This window comes from Synechococcus sp. CCY 0621 (assembly GCF_019038465.1).
Taxonomy (GTDB): Bacteria; Cyanobacteriota; Cyanobacteriia; order PCC-6307; family Cyanobiaceae; genus Cyanobium.
Genome location: NZ_JAFKRH010000038.1, coordinates 140,374 through 155,176, shown reverse-complemented (window position 1 = coordinate 155,176; position 14,803 = coordinate 140,374). Strand labels below are relative to the sequence as shown.

Annotated in this window: 16 protein-coding genes; 5 read left to right on the top strand and 11 right to left on the bottom strand. The window is 69.7% G+C overall.

Translation table 11 applies throughout. From position 1 onward, the window contains the following. Window positions 1-38: 38 nt before the first annotated feature. The 5 genes from KUG43_RS12980 to hemH all read right to left on the bottom strand — a co-directional run bounded on the left by KUG43_RS12980 (window position 39) and on the right by hemH (window position 4,327). Entirely contained in the window at window positions 39-242 is a 204-nt protein-coding gene (locus tag KUG43_RS12980) for a GIVxVP protein (RefSeq protein ID WP_216909680.1), read from the bottom strand. After that, the gene (locus KUG43_RS12975) at window positions 239-595 is read right to left on the bottom strand and encodes a hypothetical protein (protein WP_216909678.1); all 357 of its coding nucleotides are present in this window, start codon (window positions 593-595) and stop codon (window positions 239-241) included. Before KUG43_RS12975 ends, KUG43_RS12980 begins: the two co-directional genes overlap by 4 nt. Next, the gene (gene ilvB / locus KUG43_RS12970) at window positions 577-2,376 is read right to left on the bottom strand and encodes a biosynthetic-type acetolactate synthase large subunit (protein WP_286194749.1); all 1,800 of its coding nucleotides are present in this window, start codon (window positions 2,374-2,376) and stop codon (window positions 577-579) included. Before ilvB ends, KUG43_RS12975 begins: the two co-directional genes overlap by 19 nt. 180 nt (window positions 2,377-2,556) lie before the next feature. Then, on the bottom strand, window positions 2,557-3,171 hold the full coding sequence (locus KUG43_RS12965; RefSeq protein WP_216909674.1) for a M23 family metallopeptidase: 615 nt from the start codon (window positions 3,169-3,171) through the stop codon (window positions 2,557-2,559). Further along, a complete protein-coding gene (gene hemH, locus KUG43_RS12960) occupies window positions 3,152-4,327 on the bottom strand; it encodes a ferrochelatase (protein WP_216909671.1) in 1,176 nt (391 codons plus the stop codon). Before hemH ends, KUG43_RS12965 begins: the two co-directional genes overlap by 20 nt. A 204-nt stretch (window positions 4,328-4,531) precedes the next feature. Here hemH and KUG43_RS12955 point away from each other — a divergent pair, with 204 nt between their 5' ends. Together KUG43_RS12955 and cobO are read left to right on the top strand one after the other, a co-directional pair. Further along, window positions 4,532-5,728, top strand: a complete 1,197-nt coding sequence (locus tag KUG43_RS12955; protein WP_216909669.1) for a site-specific integrase — start codon at window positions 4,532-4,534, stop codon at window positions 5,726-5,728. Between the two features lie 63 nt (window positions 5,729-5,791). Next, entirely contained in the window at window positions 5,792-6,493 is a 702-nt protein-coding gene (gene cobO, locus KUG43_RS12950) for a cob(I)yrinic acid a,c-diamide adenosyltransferase (RefSeq protein ID WP_216909667.1), read from the top strand. 15 nt (window positions 6,494-6,508) lie between these two features. Here cobO and KUG43_RS12945 read toward each other — a convergent pair whose 3' ends face one another. Further along, window positions 6,509-6,694 carry a hypothetical protein gene (locus tag KUG43_RS12945; protein WP_216909786.1) on the bottom strand — a complete coding sequence of 62 codons (186 nt, stop codon included), beginning with the start codon at window positions 6,692-6,694 and terminating at the stop codon, window positions 6,509-6,511. Between the two features lie 100 nt (window positions 6,695-6,794). On the opposite strand from KUG43_RS12945, the gene pyrH reads away from it, so the two are divergent. From pyrH to KUG43_RS12930, 3 genes are read left to right on the top strand one after another with little or no spacing between them, the layout of a single operon-like run. After that, complete coding sequence (gene pyrH / locus KUG43_RS12940) at window positions 6,795-7,514, top strand: UMP kinase (RefSeq protein WP_216909772.1); 720 nt, start codon at window positions 6,795-6,797, stop codon at window positions 7,512-7,514. Between the two features lie 28 nt (window positions 7,515-7,542). Next, complete coding sequence (gene frr / locus KUG43_RS12935) at window positions 7,543-8,082, top strand: ribosome recycling factor (RefSeq protein ID WP_216909665.1); 540 nt, start codon at window positions 7,543-7,545, stop codon at window positions 8,080-8,082. After that, entirely contained in the window at window positions 8,079-9,218 is a 1,140-nt protein-coding gene (locus KUG43_RS12930) for an NAD(P)/FAD-dependent oxidoreductase (protein ID WP_216909663.1), read from the top strand. The genes frr and KUG43_RS12930 overlap by 4 nt, the downstream gene beginning before the upstream one ends. A 35-nt stretch (window positions 9,219-9,253) precedes the next feature. Here the strand turns inward: KUG43_RS12930 and KUG43_RS12925 are convergent, their stop codons facing one another. From KUG43_RS12925 to KUG43_RS12905, 5 genes are all read right to left on the bottom strand, one after another. Next, window positions 9,254-9,643, bottom strand: a complete 390-nt coding sequence (locus KUG43_RS12925) for a Crp/Fnr family transcriptional regulator (protein ID WP_216909661.1) — start codon at window positions 9,641-9,643, stop codon at window positions 9,254-9,256. A gap of 75 nt (window positions 9,644-9,718) precedes the next feature. Then, on the bottom strand, window positions 9,719-10,888 hold the full coding sequence (locus KUG43_RS12920) for a transaldolase (RefSeq protein WP_216909659.1): 1,170 nt from the start codon (window positions 10,886-10,888) through the stop codon (window positions 9,719-9,721). A gap of 99 nt (window positions 10,889-10,987) precedes the next feature. Continuing rightward, window positions 10,988-12,838, bottom strand: coding sequence for a peptidoglycan D,D-transpeptidase FtsI family protein (locus tag KUG43_RS12915; RefSeq protein ID WP_502988613.1), 1,851 nt, complete (start codon window positions 12,836-12,838; stop codon window positions 10,988-10,990). After that, the gene (locus tag KUG43_RS12910; protein WP_216909657.1) at window positions 12,838-13,278 is read right to left on the bottom strand and encodes a hypothetical protein; all 441 of its coding nucleotides are present in this window, start codon (window positions 13,276-13,278) and stop codon (window positions 12,838-12,840) included. Before KUG43_RS12910 ends, KUG43_RS12915 begins: the two co-directional genes overlap by 1 nt. Window positions 13,279-13,335: 57 nt before the next feature. Continuing rightward, window positions 13,336-14,754 carry a CPBP family intramembrane glutamic endopeptidase gene (locus tag KUG43_RS12905; RefSeq protein WP_353618038.1) on the bottom strand — a complete coding sequence of 473 codons (1,419 nt, stop codon included), beginning with the start codon at window positions 14,752-14,754 and terminating at the stop codon, window positions 13,336-13,338. Window positions 14,755-14,803 lie beyond the last annotated feature (49 nt).

Sequence of the window (14,803 nt, the reverse complement as noted above, 5' to 3'; positions counted from 1 at the left end):
CTATGGGTCCGGGCGGGCCGCCACCCACTCCCCTGGCCTCAGGGGTCGGAGGGGGGCGGGCCCGGTTCGGGCAGCAGCTGGGCCAGCAGACCCGCTCCCATCAGGATTCCCCCCAGGGTGAGGGCCAGGCCGCGGTTGGCGGCGGCCGGGCCCTCCATCCAGGTGCCGGCGGCCAGGAAGGCCCCGCCGAGGAGCAGGGTGGGCACCAGCACGATGCCCTTGGCGGTGCGGTTGAGGCTCATGGGCAGGCCTCCGCTTTGGCCAGGCCGGCCTCGATCAGGCCGGTGGCGATGTCGGCGCCGCTGGAGAGCAGGCTCACCTGGGCCAGCAGCGTGCCGTCCCGCTGGCCCATCGGGCGCAGATTCACCTTGGTGCGGCGGGGCAGGGCCTGCCGCAGCCAGGCGGTCGCCTGCTGCTCCTGCTCCGCCACCAGCTCCATGCAGGCCAGCTCGACGGCATAGCTGCGGTTTCCATCCCCCACCTGCAGCAACGTGCCGCTGCGCACCTGAAACACCTCCGCCGCCGCCGCCGCGCCGGGCCAGGCGATCAGCAGGGCCAGCAGGATCCCGAGCAGGCTCAGAGTTTGGCGCCGCAACTGGGACAGAAGAGGTGGGCGCTGGCCGTGGTGCTGCCGCAGGCGTTGCATTGGCGGATCGTGTCGATGGCGAGTTCGGGATGGCTGGGCAGACCCACCATCTGGGCGTTGCTGGCTCCCGGGGGCACCATCGGGTAGCAGTTCTCGTTGCGCCGCACCCGCACGTCAACGAACACCGGGCCGGGGTGGGCCAGGGCCTCGGCAAGGCCGGAGTGCAGCTGGGCCCGGTCGGTGATGCCGATGCCCTTGACACCGAAGGCTTCCGCCAGGGCGGGGAAGTCCGGCATGCCGCCAGTCATCTCGGAACTGGAGTAGCGCTCCTCGTAGAAGCTTTCCTGCCACTGGCGCACCATGCCCTGCCAGCCGTTGTTGAGCACCACCACCTTCACCGGCAGCTGGTACTGGCTGAGGGTGCCCAGTTCCTGGATGTTCATCAGGATGCTGGCGTCCCCGGCCACGCAGATCACCCGCTCGTCGGGGAAGGCGGTCTGGACGCCCATGGCGGCGGGCATGCCGAAGCCCATGGTGCCCAGGCCGGCGCTGCTGATCCAGCGCCGGGGTCCGTTGCGCAGGAACTGGGCCGCCCACATCTGGTGCTGGCCCACATCGGTGGTGAAGAACGCCTCGGGGGCCAGCTCTCGCAGGGCAATGACCACCTCCTGGGGGGCGATCTCGCCGGTGGGCTGGGGGATCACCAAGGGGTAGTGGTGTTTCCAGGTGTCGATGCGCTCCAGCCAGGCATCGGTGCGGCGGTTGGAGCTTTCGCCGACGGAGGCCTGCAGCAGGGCCCCAAGGGCCAGACGGACATCGGAGACGACCGGTACCTCGGGCACCCTGTTCTTGCCGACTTCGGCCGCATCGATGTCGATGTGGATCACCTGGGCCCGGGGGGCGAAGCTGTCCAGCCGGCCGGTGACCCGGTCATCGAAGCGGGCACCGACGGCGATCAGCAGATCGCATTCGGTGACGGCGAAATTGGCGTAGGCGGTGCCGTGCATGCCCAGCATGCCCACCGCCAGGGGATGGTTCTCGTCGAAGGCCCCCTTGCCCATCAAGGTGGTGGTGACGGGCAGGCGGAACCGTTCCGCCAGCTGATGCACTTCGCCATGGGCGTCGGAGGCGATGGCGCCGCCCCCCACGTAGAGGAGGGGCCGCCGGGCCTGGCGGATCAGGGCCAGGGCCGCCTCAATGGCTTCAGGCCTGGGGGCCGGCGGAAGCTTGAAGCCGGAGGGGATCGCCGATCCCGGGGCCACCGGGGTGTAATCGAACTCCTCGGCACCCACGTCCTTGGGCACGTCGATCAGCACCGGGCCGGGGCGGCCACTGGCGGCGATCAGGAAGGCTTCGGCCACGATGCGGCCGATGTCGGCGGGGTCGCGCACCACCCAGGAGTGTTTGACGATCGGCAGGGTGATGCCGAAGATGTCGGTTTCCTGGAAGGCATCGGTGCCGATGGCGGCCCGGGGCACCTGCCCGGTGATCACCACCATCGGCACCGAATCCATCTGGGCGGTGGCGATGCCGGTGACCAGGTTGGTGGCGCCGGGGCCGGAGGTGCCGAAGCAGACGCCCACCTTGCCGGTGGCACGGGCGTAGGCATCGGCGGCGTGGGTGCCGCCCTGCTCGTGGCGCACGAGGATGTGCTTCAGCCAGCCCCGGGACTCGGCCTTGTGGAGTTCGTCGTAGATGGGCAGGATCGCGCCGCCCGGGTAGCCGAAGATGTGCCGCACCCCGTGGCGGTGCAGGGCATCCATCAGGGCGTAGCCCCCGCTGACACGCATCGGAGCCGACGCTTCAGAAGCCACTTCAGGGGCGGCTGGATGCCCTGCGGCGGCTGTGGCGGGGGGAAGGGGCGTGAGCGTCACGGCGGCGGCTGGGGACTGGCGAAGGGGAACGGGGTCGTCAGGATGGAAGGCCGAAGCACCCGGGCGGCAAGACGCCGGGCAACGGGTTGGACACCATCAGCGGAAGACACCCAGGTTAGGTCGCTGCAGGGTGATTGGGTTGCGCTGGCGGCGGCTCTGGGCCATGGCCCGCAACACCCGGGCCGGGTCCATCCAGGTACCCCGGTAGCGCATGCCCCAGTGCAGGTGGGGACCGGTGGTGCTGCCCGTCAGGCCGACGTGGGCGATCACCTGGCCGGTGGCCACCCGCTGCCCCACCCGCAGCAGGACGTTGCCGCTGCGGTAGACGCCGCTGCCCGCCTGGCCGCTGAGGTGGCAATAGATGTGCTCATAGCTGCCGGAACGGATCACCAGTCCGTTGCCGCAGCCGCCGTCGACGATCACCTCGCTCACCGTTCCGGTCCACCAGCTGCGGATCGGCGACCCCAGGGGGGCGGCGATGTCGATGCCGTAGTGGGGCCGGACGTCGCCGCTGAGCGGATGGGAGCGCATGCCGAAACCGCTGGTGTAGCCAGCGAAACTGGCCACAGGAAAGGCACCCCGGCCCCAGAGGCTGGCGTTGCGGGCTTCGGCGGGCAGGCCCTGGCTGCTCAGGCCCAGGGTGGCCGCGATCACCAGCGAGCGGCCCCGCAGGCGGGGACGCCGGAGGCGATCAGAGCAGTCCGAGGGCATGCAGGGGGCCTTGACCAGTGAGCAATTCCAGCAGAAAAGCGGAAAATCCGACCATCGCCAGGCGACCGTTCCACACCTCGGAACTGTTGTTCCAGCCCCAGGCCCACTTGTCCTGGGGGTAGAGCTTCACCTTCTTGGGCAGCTGCGCCGCCATGTCGAGGTTCACCTCCGGGCCCGCCATGGCCTCGTGCACCAGGTCGGCGAGGCTCTGGATGAAGGTGGGATCGGTGTCGAGGGCAGGCACCCGACGGAAGTGGCTGATGCCGGCTTCCGTGGCGATCTCCCGGTACTCGATGTCGATCTCCTCGAGGGTCTCGATGTGCTCGCTGACGAAGCTGATCGGCACCACCACCAGCTCCTTGACGCCCTGCTCGCCCAGTTCCCGCAGGGCATCCTCGGTGTAGGGCTTGAGCCATTCCACCGGCCCCACCCGGCTCTGGTAGGCGAGGGTGGAGGGGTTGGCATGGCCCAGCAACTCCTCCAGACGCGTCATGACCAGGGCGGCGCAGGCCTCGATCTCCTGCTGATAGGGATCGCCTGCCTCCTCCACGTAGCTCTTGGGCACCCCGTGGGCACTGAAGAAGATGTGGGCCGCGTCCGGCGTGTCGGAGGCGCTGACCTCGCGGGCGATCAGTCCGGCCATGGCATTGATGTAGCCCGGATGGTCGTACCAGCTGCGGATGCAGCGGATCGGCAGCCGCCGGAAGGCCGGGTCGGCCTGGCGCAGCCGCTGCAGTTCGCGGAAGCTGGAGCCGCTGGTGCTGATCGAGAAATGGGGGTAAAGGGGGAGCACCACCACCTCCTCCACACCGTCGGCCTTGATGTCGCCCACGGCCGATTCGGTGAAGGGATGCCAGTAGCGCATCGCCACATAGCTGGTGGCGTCGACGCCTTGCTGGCGCAGGCGGCTCTGCAGTTCCCTGGCCTGCTGTTCGGTGATGCGCCTCAGGGGGGAACCGCCGCCGATGGAGCGGTAGGCCTCCTTTGATTTCCCGCTGCGCAGGGTGCTGATCAACCAGGCCAGGGGCTTCTGCAGCGCCGGCGTGGGCAGACGGATGATCTCCGGATCGGAGAACAGGTTGTAGAGGAATGGCCCGACATCCTCGATCCGTTCCGGACCGCCGAGGTTCAGCAGCAGCACGCCGACCCTGGCCATGCTTTCTATCAGAAACGATGAGCGTAACGCCGCCCACCGCCGGCGGACGCCACCTTGGCAAGGAACCGCACCCTGGCGGCCTGGGGATGGCATCGGTAGGTTCCGGCTCAGGTCCCTGCCTGCCGCGCCATCGTCCTGGCCGCCCTGCCACCGCCAGCCGCTTCCGATCCGGGTGCCAGCGCTGACGTCGACCCGGCAGCGCTGGTGCGACAGGAAAACCGGCGTCTGGCGACCTTGGGCACCGGCCTGCGCCTGGAGATCCGCCAGCAGCGGCTGGGTTTGCGTGGGCCGCTGCCCTGCCCGAAGGGCACGGCAGCGCGGCCGGTGCAGCGCATCAGCCTGGGGTTGCCGGCCACCGGAGCCGGCGTGGCTGCCGCCCTCGAGCAGCTGCAACGGGTGCGGCAGGCGGTGGAGCAGGGAACCTTCAGCTGGGAGCCCTGGCGCCGGCGCCCGCCCGCTGCGGCGGCCCCGGCCCCGGCAGTGGTTCAGGCGGTGGCTGAAGCGGTGGCGCCCCCTGAGGCTGGGGAACTGCTGCCTGCCCTGGCCGGTTTCGAGGCCGCCTTCTTCGCCGATCCCCGCCGTCGCCGCCGGCCCGCCGGCAGCCGCAGCACCTGGAGCGGTGCCTACCGGCCCTACCTGCGGCGTCTGGCGGCGGTGGCCGCCACGTCGGGGATCCCACCGGCGGCCGTCGACCTGGCCCTGCTGGAGCGCGTTCTGGAGAGCTACCCACTGGCCAGCCGCAGCCGCCAGCAGTGCGGCATCGCCCTGGGGGCCCTGGCCCGCCACCTGCAGCTGCCGCTGCCGGCCGACTGGGGCGAGCGCAGCGGCGGCTACGGCCTGCATGTGGCCCGCTTCCGGGGCCTGCCCAGCGATGCCCGCATCCTGGAATTGGCGGCGGCCATCCCCAACCCCCGCTGGCGCCTGGCCTACGGCCTGATGGCCACCTACGGCCTGCGCAACCACGAGGTGTTCTTCTGCGACCTCTCCGCCCTGGCTTCCGGGGGCGACCGGGTGCTGCGGGTGCTGCCCACCAGCAAGACCGGCGAGCACCAGGTGTGGCCGTTCCAGCCCGACTGGGTGGAGCGCTTCGGCCTGGAGGGCCTGGGGGAGGGCGGGGCGGAGCTGCCCCGGGTCTGCACCGACCTGCGCCGCACCACCCTGCAGCAGGTGGGCCGGCGGGTGGCGGAGCAGTTCCGCCGCTACGGGCTGCCGATCACCCCCTACGACCTGCGCCATGCCTGGGCCGTGCGCACGATCCACATCGGCCTGCCCGACACGGTGGCCGCCCGGATGATGGGTCACTCCGTGGCGATCCACACCCGCACCTACCACCACTGGATCACGCGGCGCGATCAGCAGCAGGCCGTCGACACCGCCCTGGCGCGCCTGCGGGCCTCCTGAGGCGCGGGGCCGCCCGGGGCGCTCGGGGTTCCGCCAGAGTGCGCCAACCACACAGCGCTTCCGATGACGGCGATCGCCTCCACGACCCCAGCCGCCCCCGACGAGGCTCTGGCGCTGGATCGCCAGGCCGAGGAGCTGGGCCCGGGCGGCGACCTGGCCCCCGAGGTGGACCAGGAGGCCTACCGGCGCCGCATGCAGCGCCGTCGGGAGGTGCAGCAGCAGCGGGTGGGGGAGCGGAACCTGGAGAAGGGCCTGGTGCTCGTCTTCACCGGCGAGGGCAAGGGCAAGACCACGGCCGCCCTGGGCCTGGTGCTGCGCACCCTGGGCCATGGCGAGAACGTGGCGGTGGTGCAGTTCATCAAGGGGGGCTGGCAGCCAGGGGAGGCCCGGGCCCTGGAGCGCTTCGGTGAGGCGCTCCACTGGCATGCCCTGGGCGAGGGGTTCACCTGGGAGACCCAGGACCGGGAACGGGACCGCCAGCTGGTGCAGAGCGCCTGGGAGCGCTCCTGTGCCTACCTCGCTGACGCCGACCGCAAGCTGGTGGTGCTCGATGAGATCAACGTGGCCCTCAAGCTGGGCTATCTCGCCCCCGACCAGGTGCTGGAAGGTCTCGCCCTGCGCCCGCCCCTCACCCACGTAGCCCTCACCGGCCGCGGCGCCCCGGCGGCCCTGCTGGAGCGGGCCGATCTGGTCACGGAGATGAAGGCGGTGCGCCATCCGTTCCGGGAGCAGGGGGTGAAGGCCCAGGCGGGCATCGAGTACTGACCCGGGCGAGGGCGATCAGTCCAGGTCGGCCCTCAGCCGGGCCAGGCTGCAGACCAGCACCGACAGCCCGCTGACCAGCAGCGCCCGGTGCACCTCGGGCTCGCCCCAGAATCCGGGGCTGCCGCTGGCCCGATCCATGGCCGACAGCGTCAGCCGGGCCATCACATCGCTGCTGCGGGGTCCGGGCTGGTCGAGGGCCATGGCGGTGCTCCTTTGGGGAAGTGAAGCGGCTGACGCAGCGGCGGGCAACCTGGTGGCGCCGCTGGGAGGGTTGCTACTGTTCGGCCGATCGCATGAGCCGATGGCCTACAGGCGCGTTCTCCTCAAACTCAGCGGTGAAGCGCTGATGGGGGGCCAGGGTTATGGGATCGATCCCGCCATCGTTCAGGCGATTGCCAAGGATGTGGTCGAGGTGGTGGCCGGGGGCACCCAGCTGGCCATCGTGGTGGGTGGCGGCAACATCTTCCGGGGGCTGAAGGGTTCAGCCGCGGGGATGGACCGGGCCACGGCGGACTACGTCGGCATGCTGGCCACGGTGATGAATGCCATCACGCTCCAGGACGGCCTCGAGCGTGTCGGTGTGCCGACCCGCGTCCAGAGCGCCATCTCCATGCAGGAGGTGGCCGAGCCCTACATCCGCCGCCGGGCCATCCGGCACCTGGAAAAGGGGCGGGTGGTGATCTTCGGTGCCGGCTGCGGCAACCCCTTCTTCACCACCGACACCACCGCCGCCCTGCGGGCCGCTGAAATCAACGCCGATGTGATCTTCAAGGCCACCAAGGTGGATGGGGTCTACGACAAGGACCCCGCCAAGCATGCCGACGCAGTTCGTTACGAGACCCTCACCTTCCTCGACGTGCTCAGCGGCGAGCTCGAGGTGATGGACAGCACCGCCATCGCCCTCTGCAAGGACAACGCCATCCCGATCGTGGTCTTCGACCTGTTCGGCTCGGGCAACATCGGACGGGCCGTCGCCGGTGAGCCCATCGGGACCAGCATCGTGCCGGCGCCCCCCCGCTGACCCTCTCCCCCTCCGCCCTTCCCCTGCCATGGATCTCGAAGCCAGCATGCGCAAGTCGGTGGAAGCCACCCAGCGCACCTTCAACACCATCCGCACCGGTCGGGCCAACCCCTCCCTGCTCGACAAGCTGACCGTTGAGTACTACGGGGCCGACACGCCGCTCAAGTCGCTGGCGACGATCTCCACCCCCGACGCCCAGACGATCCAGATCCAGCCCTTTGATCGGGGCTCGATGGCGCTGATCGAGAAGGCGATCGCCATGAGTGATCTGGGCCTGACCCCCAACAACGACGGCCGCCTGATCCGCATCAACATCCCGCCCCTCACCGAGGACCGCCGCAAGGAGCTCTGCAAGCTGGCGGCCAAGTACGCCGAGGAGGGCAAGGTGGGTCTGCGCAACCTCCGCCGTGAGGGCGTTGACCGGATCAAGAAGCAGGAGAAGGACGGTGAGCTCTCCGAGGACCAGAGCCATGACGAGCAGGAGAAGGTCCAGAAGCTGACCGATCGCTACATCGCCGAACTGGAGAAGAAGCTGGCGGAGAAGGAAGCCGAGATCCTCAAGGTGTGAGCCAGACCGCCCATGCCGATGTGATCGTCGTCGGCGCCGGGGCGGCGGGCGGCGCGGCGGCCTTCCATCTGGCGGCCCGTGGCCGCCGCGTCATCCTGCTGGAGGCCCAGGCCCCGGGACGGTCCAAACCCTGCGGTGGCGGCATGGCCGCCTCGGTGCAGCGCTGGTTCCCCTTCGATCTGACCCCCAGCGTCGACCAGGTGATCCGCCGGGTGCGGTTCACCTGGTGTCTGGAGGATCCGGTGACGGCGGAGCTGCCCGGCGAGGCCCCCTTCTGGATCGTGCGCCGCAGCGTGCTGGATGCCTTCCTGGCCGAGCAGGCCGTCCAGGCGGGCGGCGACCTGCGCCATGGCTGCAGGGCCGAGCGGATCGAGCGCTGTGCCGATGGCCTCTGGGAGGTGTCGGGGCCAGGCGAAGGGCCGCTGCGGGCCAGGGCCGTGGTGATCGCTGATGGCTCCGGCTCCCGTTTCGCGGCGCCCCTCGGCCTGGGCCCGCCCCGTCCCCGCTTCGCGGCCACCGTTTCGGTGGAGGTGGCGGCGGATCCGGATCCCGCCGACATGGCCCGCTTCGAGTTCGGCCTGGTGCACCACGGCTTCTGCTGGGTGTTTCCCCGCAAGGGGGGCTTCAGCATCGGGGTGGGCACCTTCGTCGGCCAGCAGGAGGCCGACAGCGAGGCGGTGCTCTCCGCCCTGCTGCCCAGTCTGGGGCTGCCTGCGGACGCCGGCGATCGCCGCCACGGCCAGCTGCGGCTCTGGAACGGCCACCATGCCCTGCACGGGCCCGGACTGGTGGCGGTCGGTGATGCCGCCTCCCTCTGTGATCCCTTCCTGGCCGAAGGCCTGCGCCCATCCCTGCTGAGTGGTTGCGAAGCGGCCGCCGCCCTCGACCGTTGGCTGGATGGCGAGGGACCTGCCCTGGAGCAGTACAGCCTGCGCATGCGCGAGGCCTGGGGTGATTCGATGGCCTGGGGCAAACGCATCGCCCAGGTGTTCTACCGGGTGCCCCGGGTGGGCTACCAGTTGGGCGTCAAGCGCCCCACCGCCCCCCAGCGCATCGCCCAGATCCTCTCCGGTGAGATGGGCTACGGGGAGATCGCCCAGCGTGTGATCCGGCGGCTGCTCTTCCAGCGGGGCTGAGGCAACTCCCCAGCCCATCACCGGCCTACCCAGCCTCAGTGGCGGGTCACGCCTTTGAGGTCGCGCAGGCGCTGGTCGATTGAGCCCAGCAACTCAATGGCGAACATCGGCGCCTCCTGGACGGCGAACAGGAATTTCTCGCGGTTCATGACCAGCAGCTTGCAGGCGGTGAGCGCCGTGGCTTGGCCGTAGCGGCGGTGTTCGGCCGTGACCAGGGCGCCGGCTCCGAAGACGTCGCCGGCCTGGATGTCCTCATGGCCCGCATCGGCGTTCCAGCTCAGGCGCACGGTTCCCTCCAGCAGGCCGAACATGCAGTCACCGGCTTCACCGGCGCGAAAGATGACGGATCCTGCCGCGACATCCCTCACCTCACCCTTGGCGGCGAGGGCACGCATCGTGTCGAGGGCATGGACGGTGTGGGCCATTCGTCAGGTAGAAGGGGCCCCATCTTTGCCCATCAAGGTGAACGTCCGATCAAGGAATGGGGCGCAGTGGGTGGTTCAGCGGCTGATCGCCAGGGGAGCTCCCAGGCCGCCACGCACATCCTCCGGGGCCAGGCGACCGTCGTTGTCGGTGTCGAGGGCATCGAAGACGGCATCGCTGCCGAGCCATTCCTCGCGGGTGATGCAGCCGTCGCCGTCGAGGTCGTTGAGCAGGAAGATCTCGTGCACCGCGTGGGTGAAGGCGGCTCCGCCCTCGATCACCGCCAGCCGGTGGGCCAGCTGGCCTTCCAGGGTCTCGATGGCCTTGGAAAAGCCGCGGATGCCCTCATCGAGCTTCTCGCTGGCCATCGGATCGGCCGCCATCATCGTGCGGAAGGTGGGCTCGTCGACGTGGATCCTGGCCTCGCTGGCGCCGGGTTGGGAGGCGTCAAGACGCCGTTCCAGGTGCTCTTCGCTCTGGCGCAACTGGTCCATCAGGGCGGGCGAAATCGTCAGCAGGTCGCAGCCCGCCAGCTCGATGATCTCGTCGAGGTTGCGGAAGCTGGCGCCCATCACCTCGGTGCCATAGCCGTAGGTCTTGAAGTAGTTGAAGATCCGTGTGACGGACTGCACGCCAGGATCCTCCGGGCCGGGATAGCTGTCACGACCGGTGGACTTCTTGTACCAGTCGAGGATGCGCCCCACGAAGGGGGAAATCAGGGTGGCACCCGCTTCGGCGCAGGCCACGGCCTGGGAGAACCCGAACAGCAGGGTGAGGTTGCAGTGGATGCCTTCGCGCTCAAGCACTTCCGCCGCCTTGATGCCCTCCCAGGTGGAGGCGATCTTGATCAGCACGCGGTCGGTGCCGATGCCGGCCTGGGCGTAGAGGCCGATCAGCTTGCGGGCCTTGGTGATCGTGGCCTCGGTGTCGTAGCTGAGGCGCGCATCCACTTCCGTGGAAACCCGGCCCGGCACGATCTTGAGGATCTCCTTGCCGAAGGTGACGCTGATCTCGTCGATGGCCTCGCGCACCACGTCCTCGGCGGGGGCCGCGGCGCCGATCACCTCGCGGGATTCGCGCAGGGAGCGGTCGATCAGCTCCTGGTAGGCGGGAATCTGGGCCGCCGCCAGGATCAGGGACGGATTGGTGGTGGCATCCCGCGGCGTGAACTGGCGTATCGCCTCAATGTCGCCGGTGTCAGCCACGACCACTGTCATGGCGGCCAGTTGTTCGAGCAGGTTGGCCATCGTGGGACGGGTCGGACGCGCTGTCTTCTGGTGCTGACGCTAGCCACGGCCCCCCGGGGCCAGGCACCAGGGTTGTGGGAATGAGGACAGGGCCCTGTCTCAGGACGGCGTGGCTCTGCGGGGGCCGCCGACGATCGGCCGGCTGGGGGGCACCTTCTCGATCACGAGCAGGGCTTCGGCGATCTGGCGGGCCACCGGCAGGGCCACGGTGGAGCCGTAGGCGTTGCCGCCCTGGGGTTCGTCGATCACCACCAGCACCACATACCCGGGATCGTCCCCCGGCAGGATCGCCACGAAGCTGCAGATCCTGGCCCCGGGGATGTAGACACCGTTGCGGGCCTTCTGGGCCGTACCCGTCTTGCCGGCGATGCGATAACCGGGGATCTTCATCCCCTTGCCGTGTTCCACCACCGTCTCCATCCAGTTGACGACGGTGCGGGTCACGGCAGGATCCAGCAGTTGCACCCCCGACGGCGGCGTTGCACTGGCCAGGGCATCACCGGATCGCAGGCCCCGGGTGATGTGGGGGCTCACCAGCCGGCCGCCGTTGGCGAGCATGCCGTGCAGCTGGAGCAGCTTGAGGGGAGTGAGGGAGAAACCCTGGCCGAAGGCGGCGACCGCCGGTTCGATCGGCGCCGATGTGAACTCCTGGCGGCTCTTCAGCTGGCCCGCCACGGCCCCGGGCAGGTCGGTGTCGGGCATCTCGTCGATGCCGAAGGCCCGCAGCCAGTGCCAGAAGCGATCCCGCTTCACCTGGGACATGGCCTTCACCATCGCCACGTTGCTGGACACCTGCAGCACCGTGGGGAAATCGATCAGTCCGTTGGCCCGGCGGTCATGGTTGAAGATCGGCCAGCCGCCGATGCTCAGCTGGCCCACGTCGTTGACCTTGTCGCCGGGGCGGATCGCCTTTTCCTGCAGGGCCAGGGCCAGGTTGATGGGCTTGAAGGTGGAGCCGGGCTCGTAGAGATCCTGCACCGACCATTCGCGGAACAGGGCGGGGTTGTACTTCCAGAACGTGTTGGGGTCGTAGCTGGGGGTGGAGGCCAGGGCCAGGATCTCGCCATTGCGGGCATTCATCACCAGGGCGGCGCCCTGCTTGGCCCTCCATTGCTTCACCTGCTTGCCCAGCGCCTGCTGGGCCACCTGCTGCAGGCGGGCATCGAGGGTGAGCTGCAGCCGCAGGTCGTCGCCATAGAGCGCCCCGGCCTGGAGGCCATCCGGCAGGGGGGTGCCGTCGGCGCCGCGGCGCATGCTCATCGTCACCTCCTGGCGACGCAGATCCCGGTCACGGCTCTGCTCCAGACCCGCCTGGGCGACCCGCTCCAGGTTGAGGAAGCCCACCACGTTGGCGAACAGCTGACCCTGGGGGTAAACCCGTTGCGGGTAGGCCTCCAGATCGATGCCGCTGATGCCCAGCTCCCGCACCCGATGGGCCGTTTCCGGATCCAGGCCTGTGGCGAGCTTGACGCCGCTGCGGCGGCTGCCAATGGTCTGCAGCAGCTCTCCAGGCGGCTGCGCCAGCACCTTGGAGAGTTTCCGAACGACGTCGGCGGGAGGGCGGATCTGCTGGGGTTCGTCCCCGGGCAGGTTGAAGTAACGGGGATGGGCCCAGAGGGTGAAGCGCTCCTCGTCAAGGGCCACCAGCCGGCCCATGCGATCGACGATGGTGCGCCGCTTGCCGATGGGGGTGATCGCCTGGGTCTGGATGGACCTGGCCCTGGCCTGGAGCGCCGGCGCCTGCACCACCTGGAGCCAGGCCAGGCGACCCGCCAGTCCGACCAGGGCGGCGCAGAGCAGCAGATAGACGGCCAGCATCCGTCCGGTGGGAATCGGCTGGATCTCCACGACCCGCCGCGTTGCCGTTCCCTTGCCCCGGCGTCCGTCGCCCTTGCCGGTGGGGGCCGGGCCGCCGGCATCGCCGGACTTCGAACGGAACGGGGAAGGCATCAATAGCCGGCCGGTATGGCGCGTAACTGGAAGCCGGCGAGCAGGGGCAGGGCGGCGCGGGGACGGCTGCTGTTGGGCTCGGGCAGGTGAATCAGTTTGTCGCTGCTGGTGGGCTCCAGCAGCCCAGGCCGCTTGACCAGGCTGAGGTGGTGCTGCTCAAGCAGCGCAGAGGATTCCTGCATGCGGTGCTCAAGGGTCTTGGAGGCCTGCAACTGGGCGAAGCTGTGGGCCCACTGGTTCTGCCAGTGGAGGGTGAGGGCACTCAGGCCGAGCATCGAGAGTCCCAGCCCCACAAGCGCACCGCTGCTGATCCGATGCAAGCCGGCCAGCCAGGGGGACTGACGTTCGATCTTCCGCGCCGACAGCGACCCCTCGATCAGGTGGAGGGGCCTCAGTCTTGGCAGAGGGTTCTGGCTGCGTGGGGCGGGAGAGGCGGCCAAGGGACCTGGGAGGCACTGCGCAAGTGAACCACCCCTGGGGGGCGGCAGCAAGCGGTGTCAGTCGGCGAGAAAGAGGAGATTCATGAAGGTCAGTCCGTTCCAGAGGGCATGCATCAGAACGGCGGAGCCCAGTCGGCCGCTGCGCCAGCGCAGCCAGCCGAGGCCAAGGCCGAGAACGAACAGCGGCACCAGCTCCGCCAGGCTCAGGTGGGCGATCGCGAACACGGCCGCACTGAGGATCACCGCTCCGGCGCCACCGAGCCGCAGGCCTGCCACCGGCAGCAGCACGCCGCGGAAGAGAACCTCCTCGAACAGGGGCGCCACCACCAGGGCGGTGAAGGCGAAACAGGCGAGCGCCAGGGGATCGGCGCTGGTCAGCACCAGCTCCAGCAGTGGATTGCTGCCGCCAGGGTCGCTCCAGAAGCGGTCGATGACCCAGCTGGAGGCCGTCACCACCGGCAGCACCATCAGCAAGCTGACAAGGGCACCGCTGAAGGCGGACGGGGCCGGTCGCCAGTTCCACTGCAGCCAGCCCCCCACTGGCCTGGGGGTCCGGCGCGGCAGCATCACGGCCAGCAGCAGCAGGGGCGCCGCCATCAGGGCGGCGTAGAGCACCAGCACCTCAAGGCCCTGGCTGAGGGCCCTCGGAGCTTCCAGGCGCTGCAGGGCGAGCTGGAGCGGTGGCTGGACCACGATCGGGACGACGACCTCCCCCAGCACCACGAATCCGCCAGCGATCAGCAGGGTCACATCGACGGGGCTCAGGGGTGGACCCAGCAGCGGCGGCGCGGCGGGGAGCCGTTGGCGCCAGGCCAGCCAGCCCTGCCGCAGCACCAGGGCGACCCCCGCCAGCAGAAACAGGGCCGGCAGGATGGTCACCGCCAGGAGCCTCAGCAGCAGCCACAGGGAGCGCTCCTCCGCCGGGCAGGACCCCGGGTCCCCCGGCAACTGTTCGCAGACCAGCTGTTGCACGATCAGTGGCGCCGACCAGGGGGCGAGCAACTGCTGCCGCCGCTGGGTATCCACGGGCCGCCCGTTCAGCAGCGCATCGATCAGGGGACGCCGCACGGCGTCCACCTGGGTCGCCAGTTGCTGCAGTTCGATGGCATCGATCAATCCCGCTGGGTCAGCCTCCGAGCGCTCCAGCAGGGCCAGTTCAAGGCGGCGCAAAGCCAGCGGCGGTTCATCGGAGGCCTCCAACTGCCGCCTCAGTTCTTCGATCAGGTCCTGACGTGGGGCATCCCCGGACAGGATCGGCCGCAGGCCCTGCGGGACGGCCTCGGTCGCCAGGGCCCCCAGTTCGAGCTGGCGCAGGCTGAGGGAATCCACCACCGACGGCCGCTCCAGGCTGTCGATCAGCCCTCCCACCCACAGCAGGGCACAGAGGGCCAGGCTGAGCAGGGCCAGCAGGGCCTTCCAGCCCGGCGGAGCGGCGGGGGGTCCGGATCGGGAAGGGGTTCCGTTCAACCGGACCACCTCGGCGGCAAGGGCAGCTGATTCTGTCTTGCCCCAGGCCCCTGCCCGT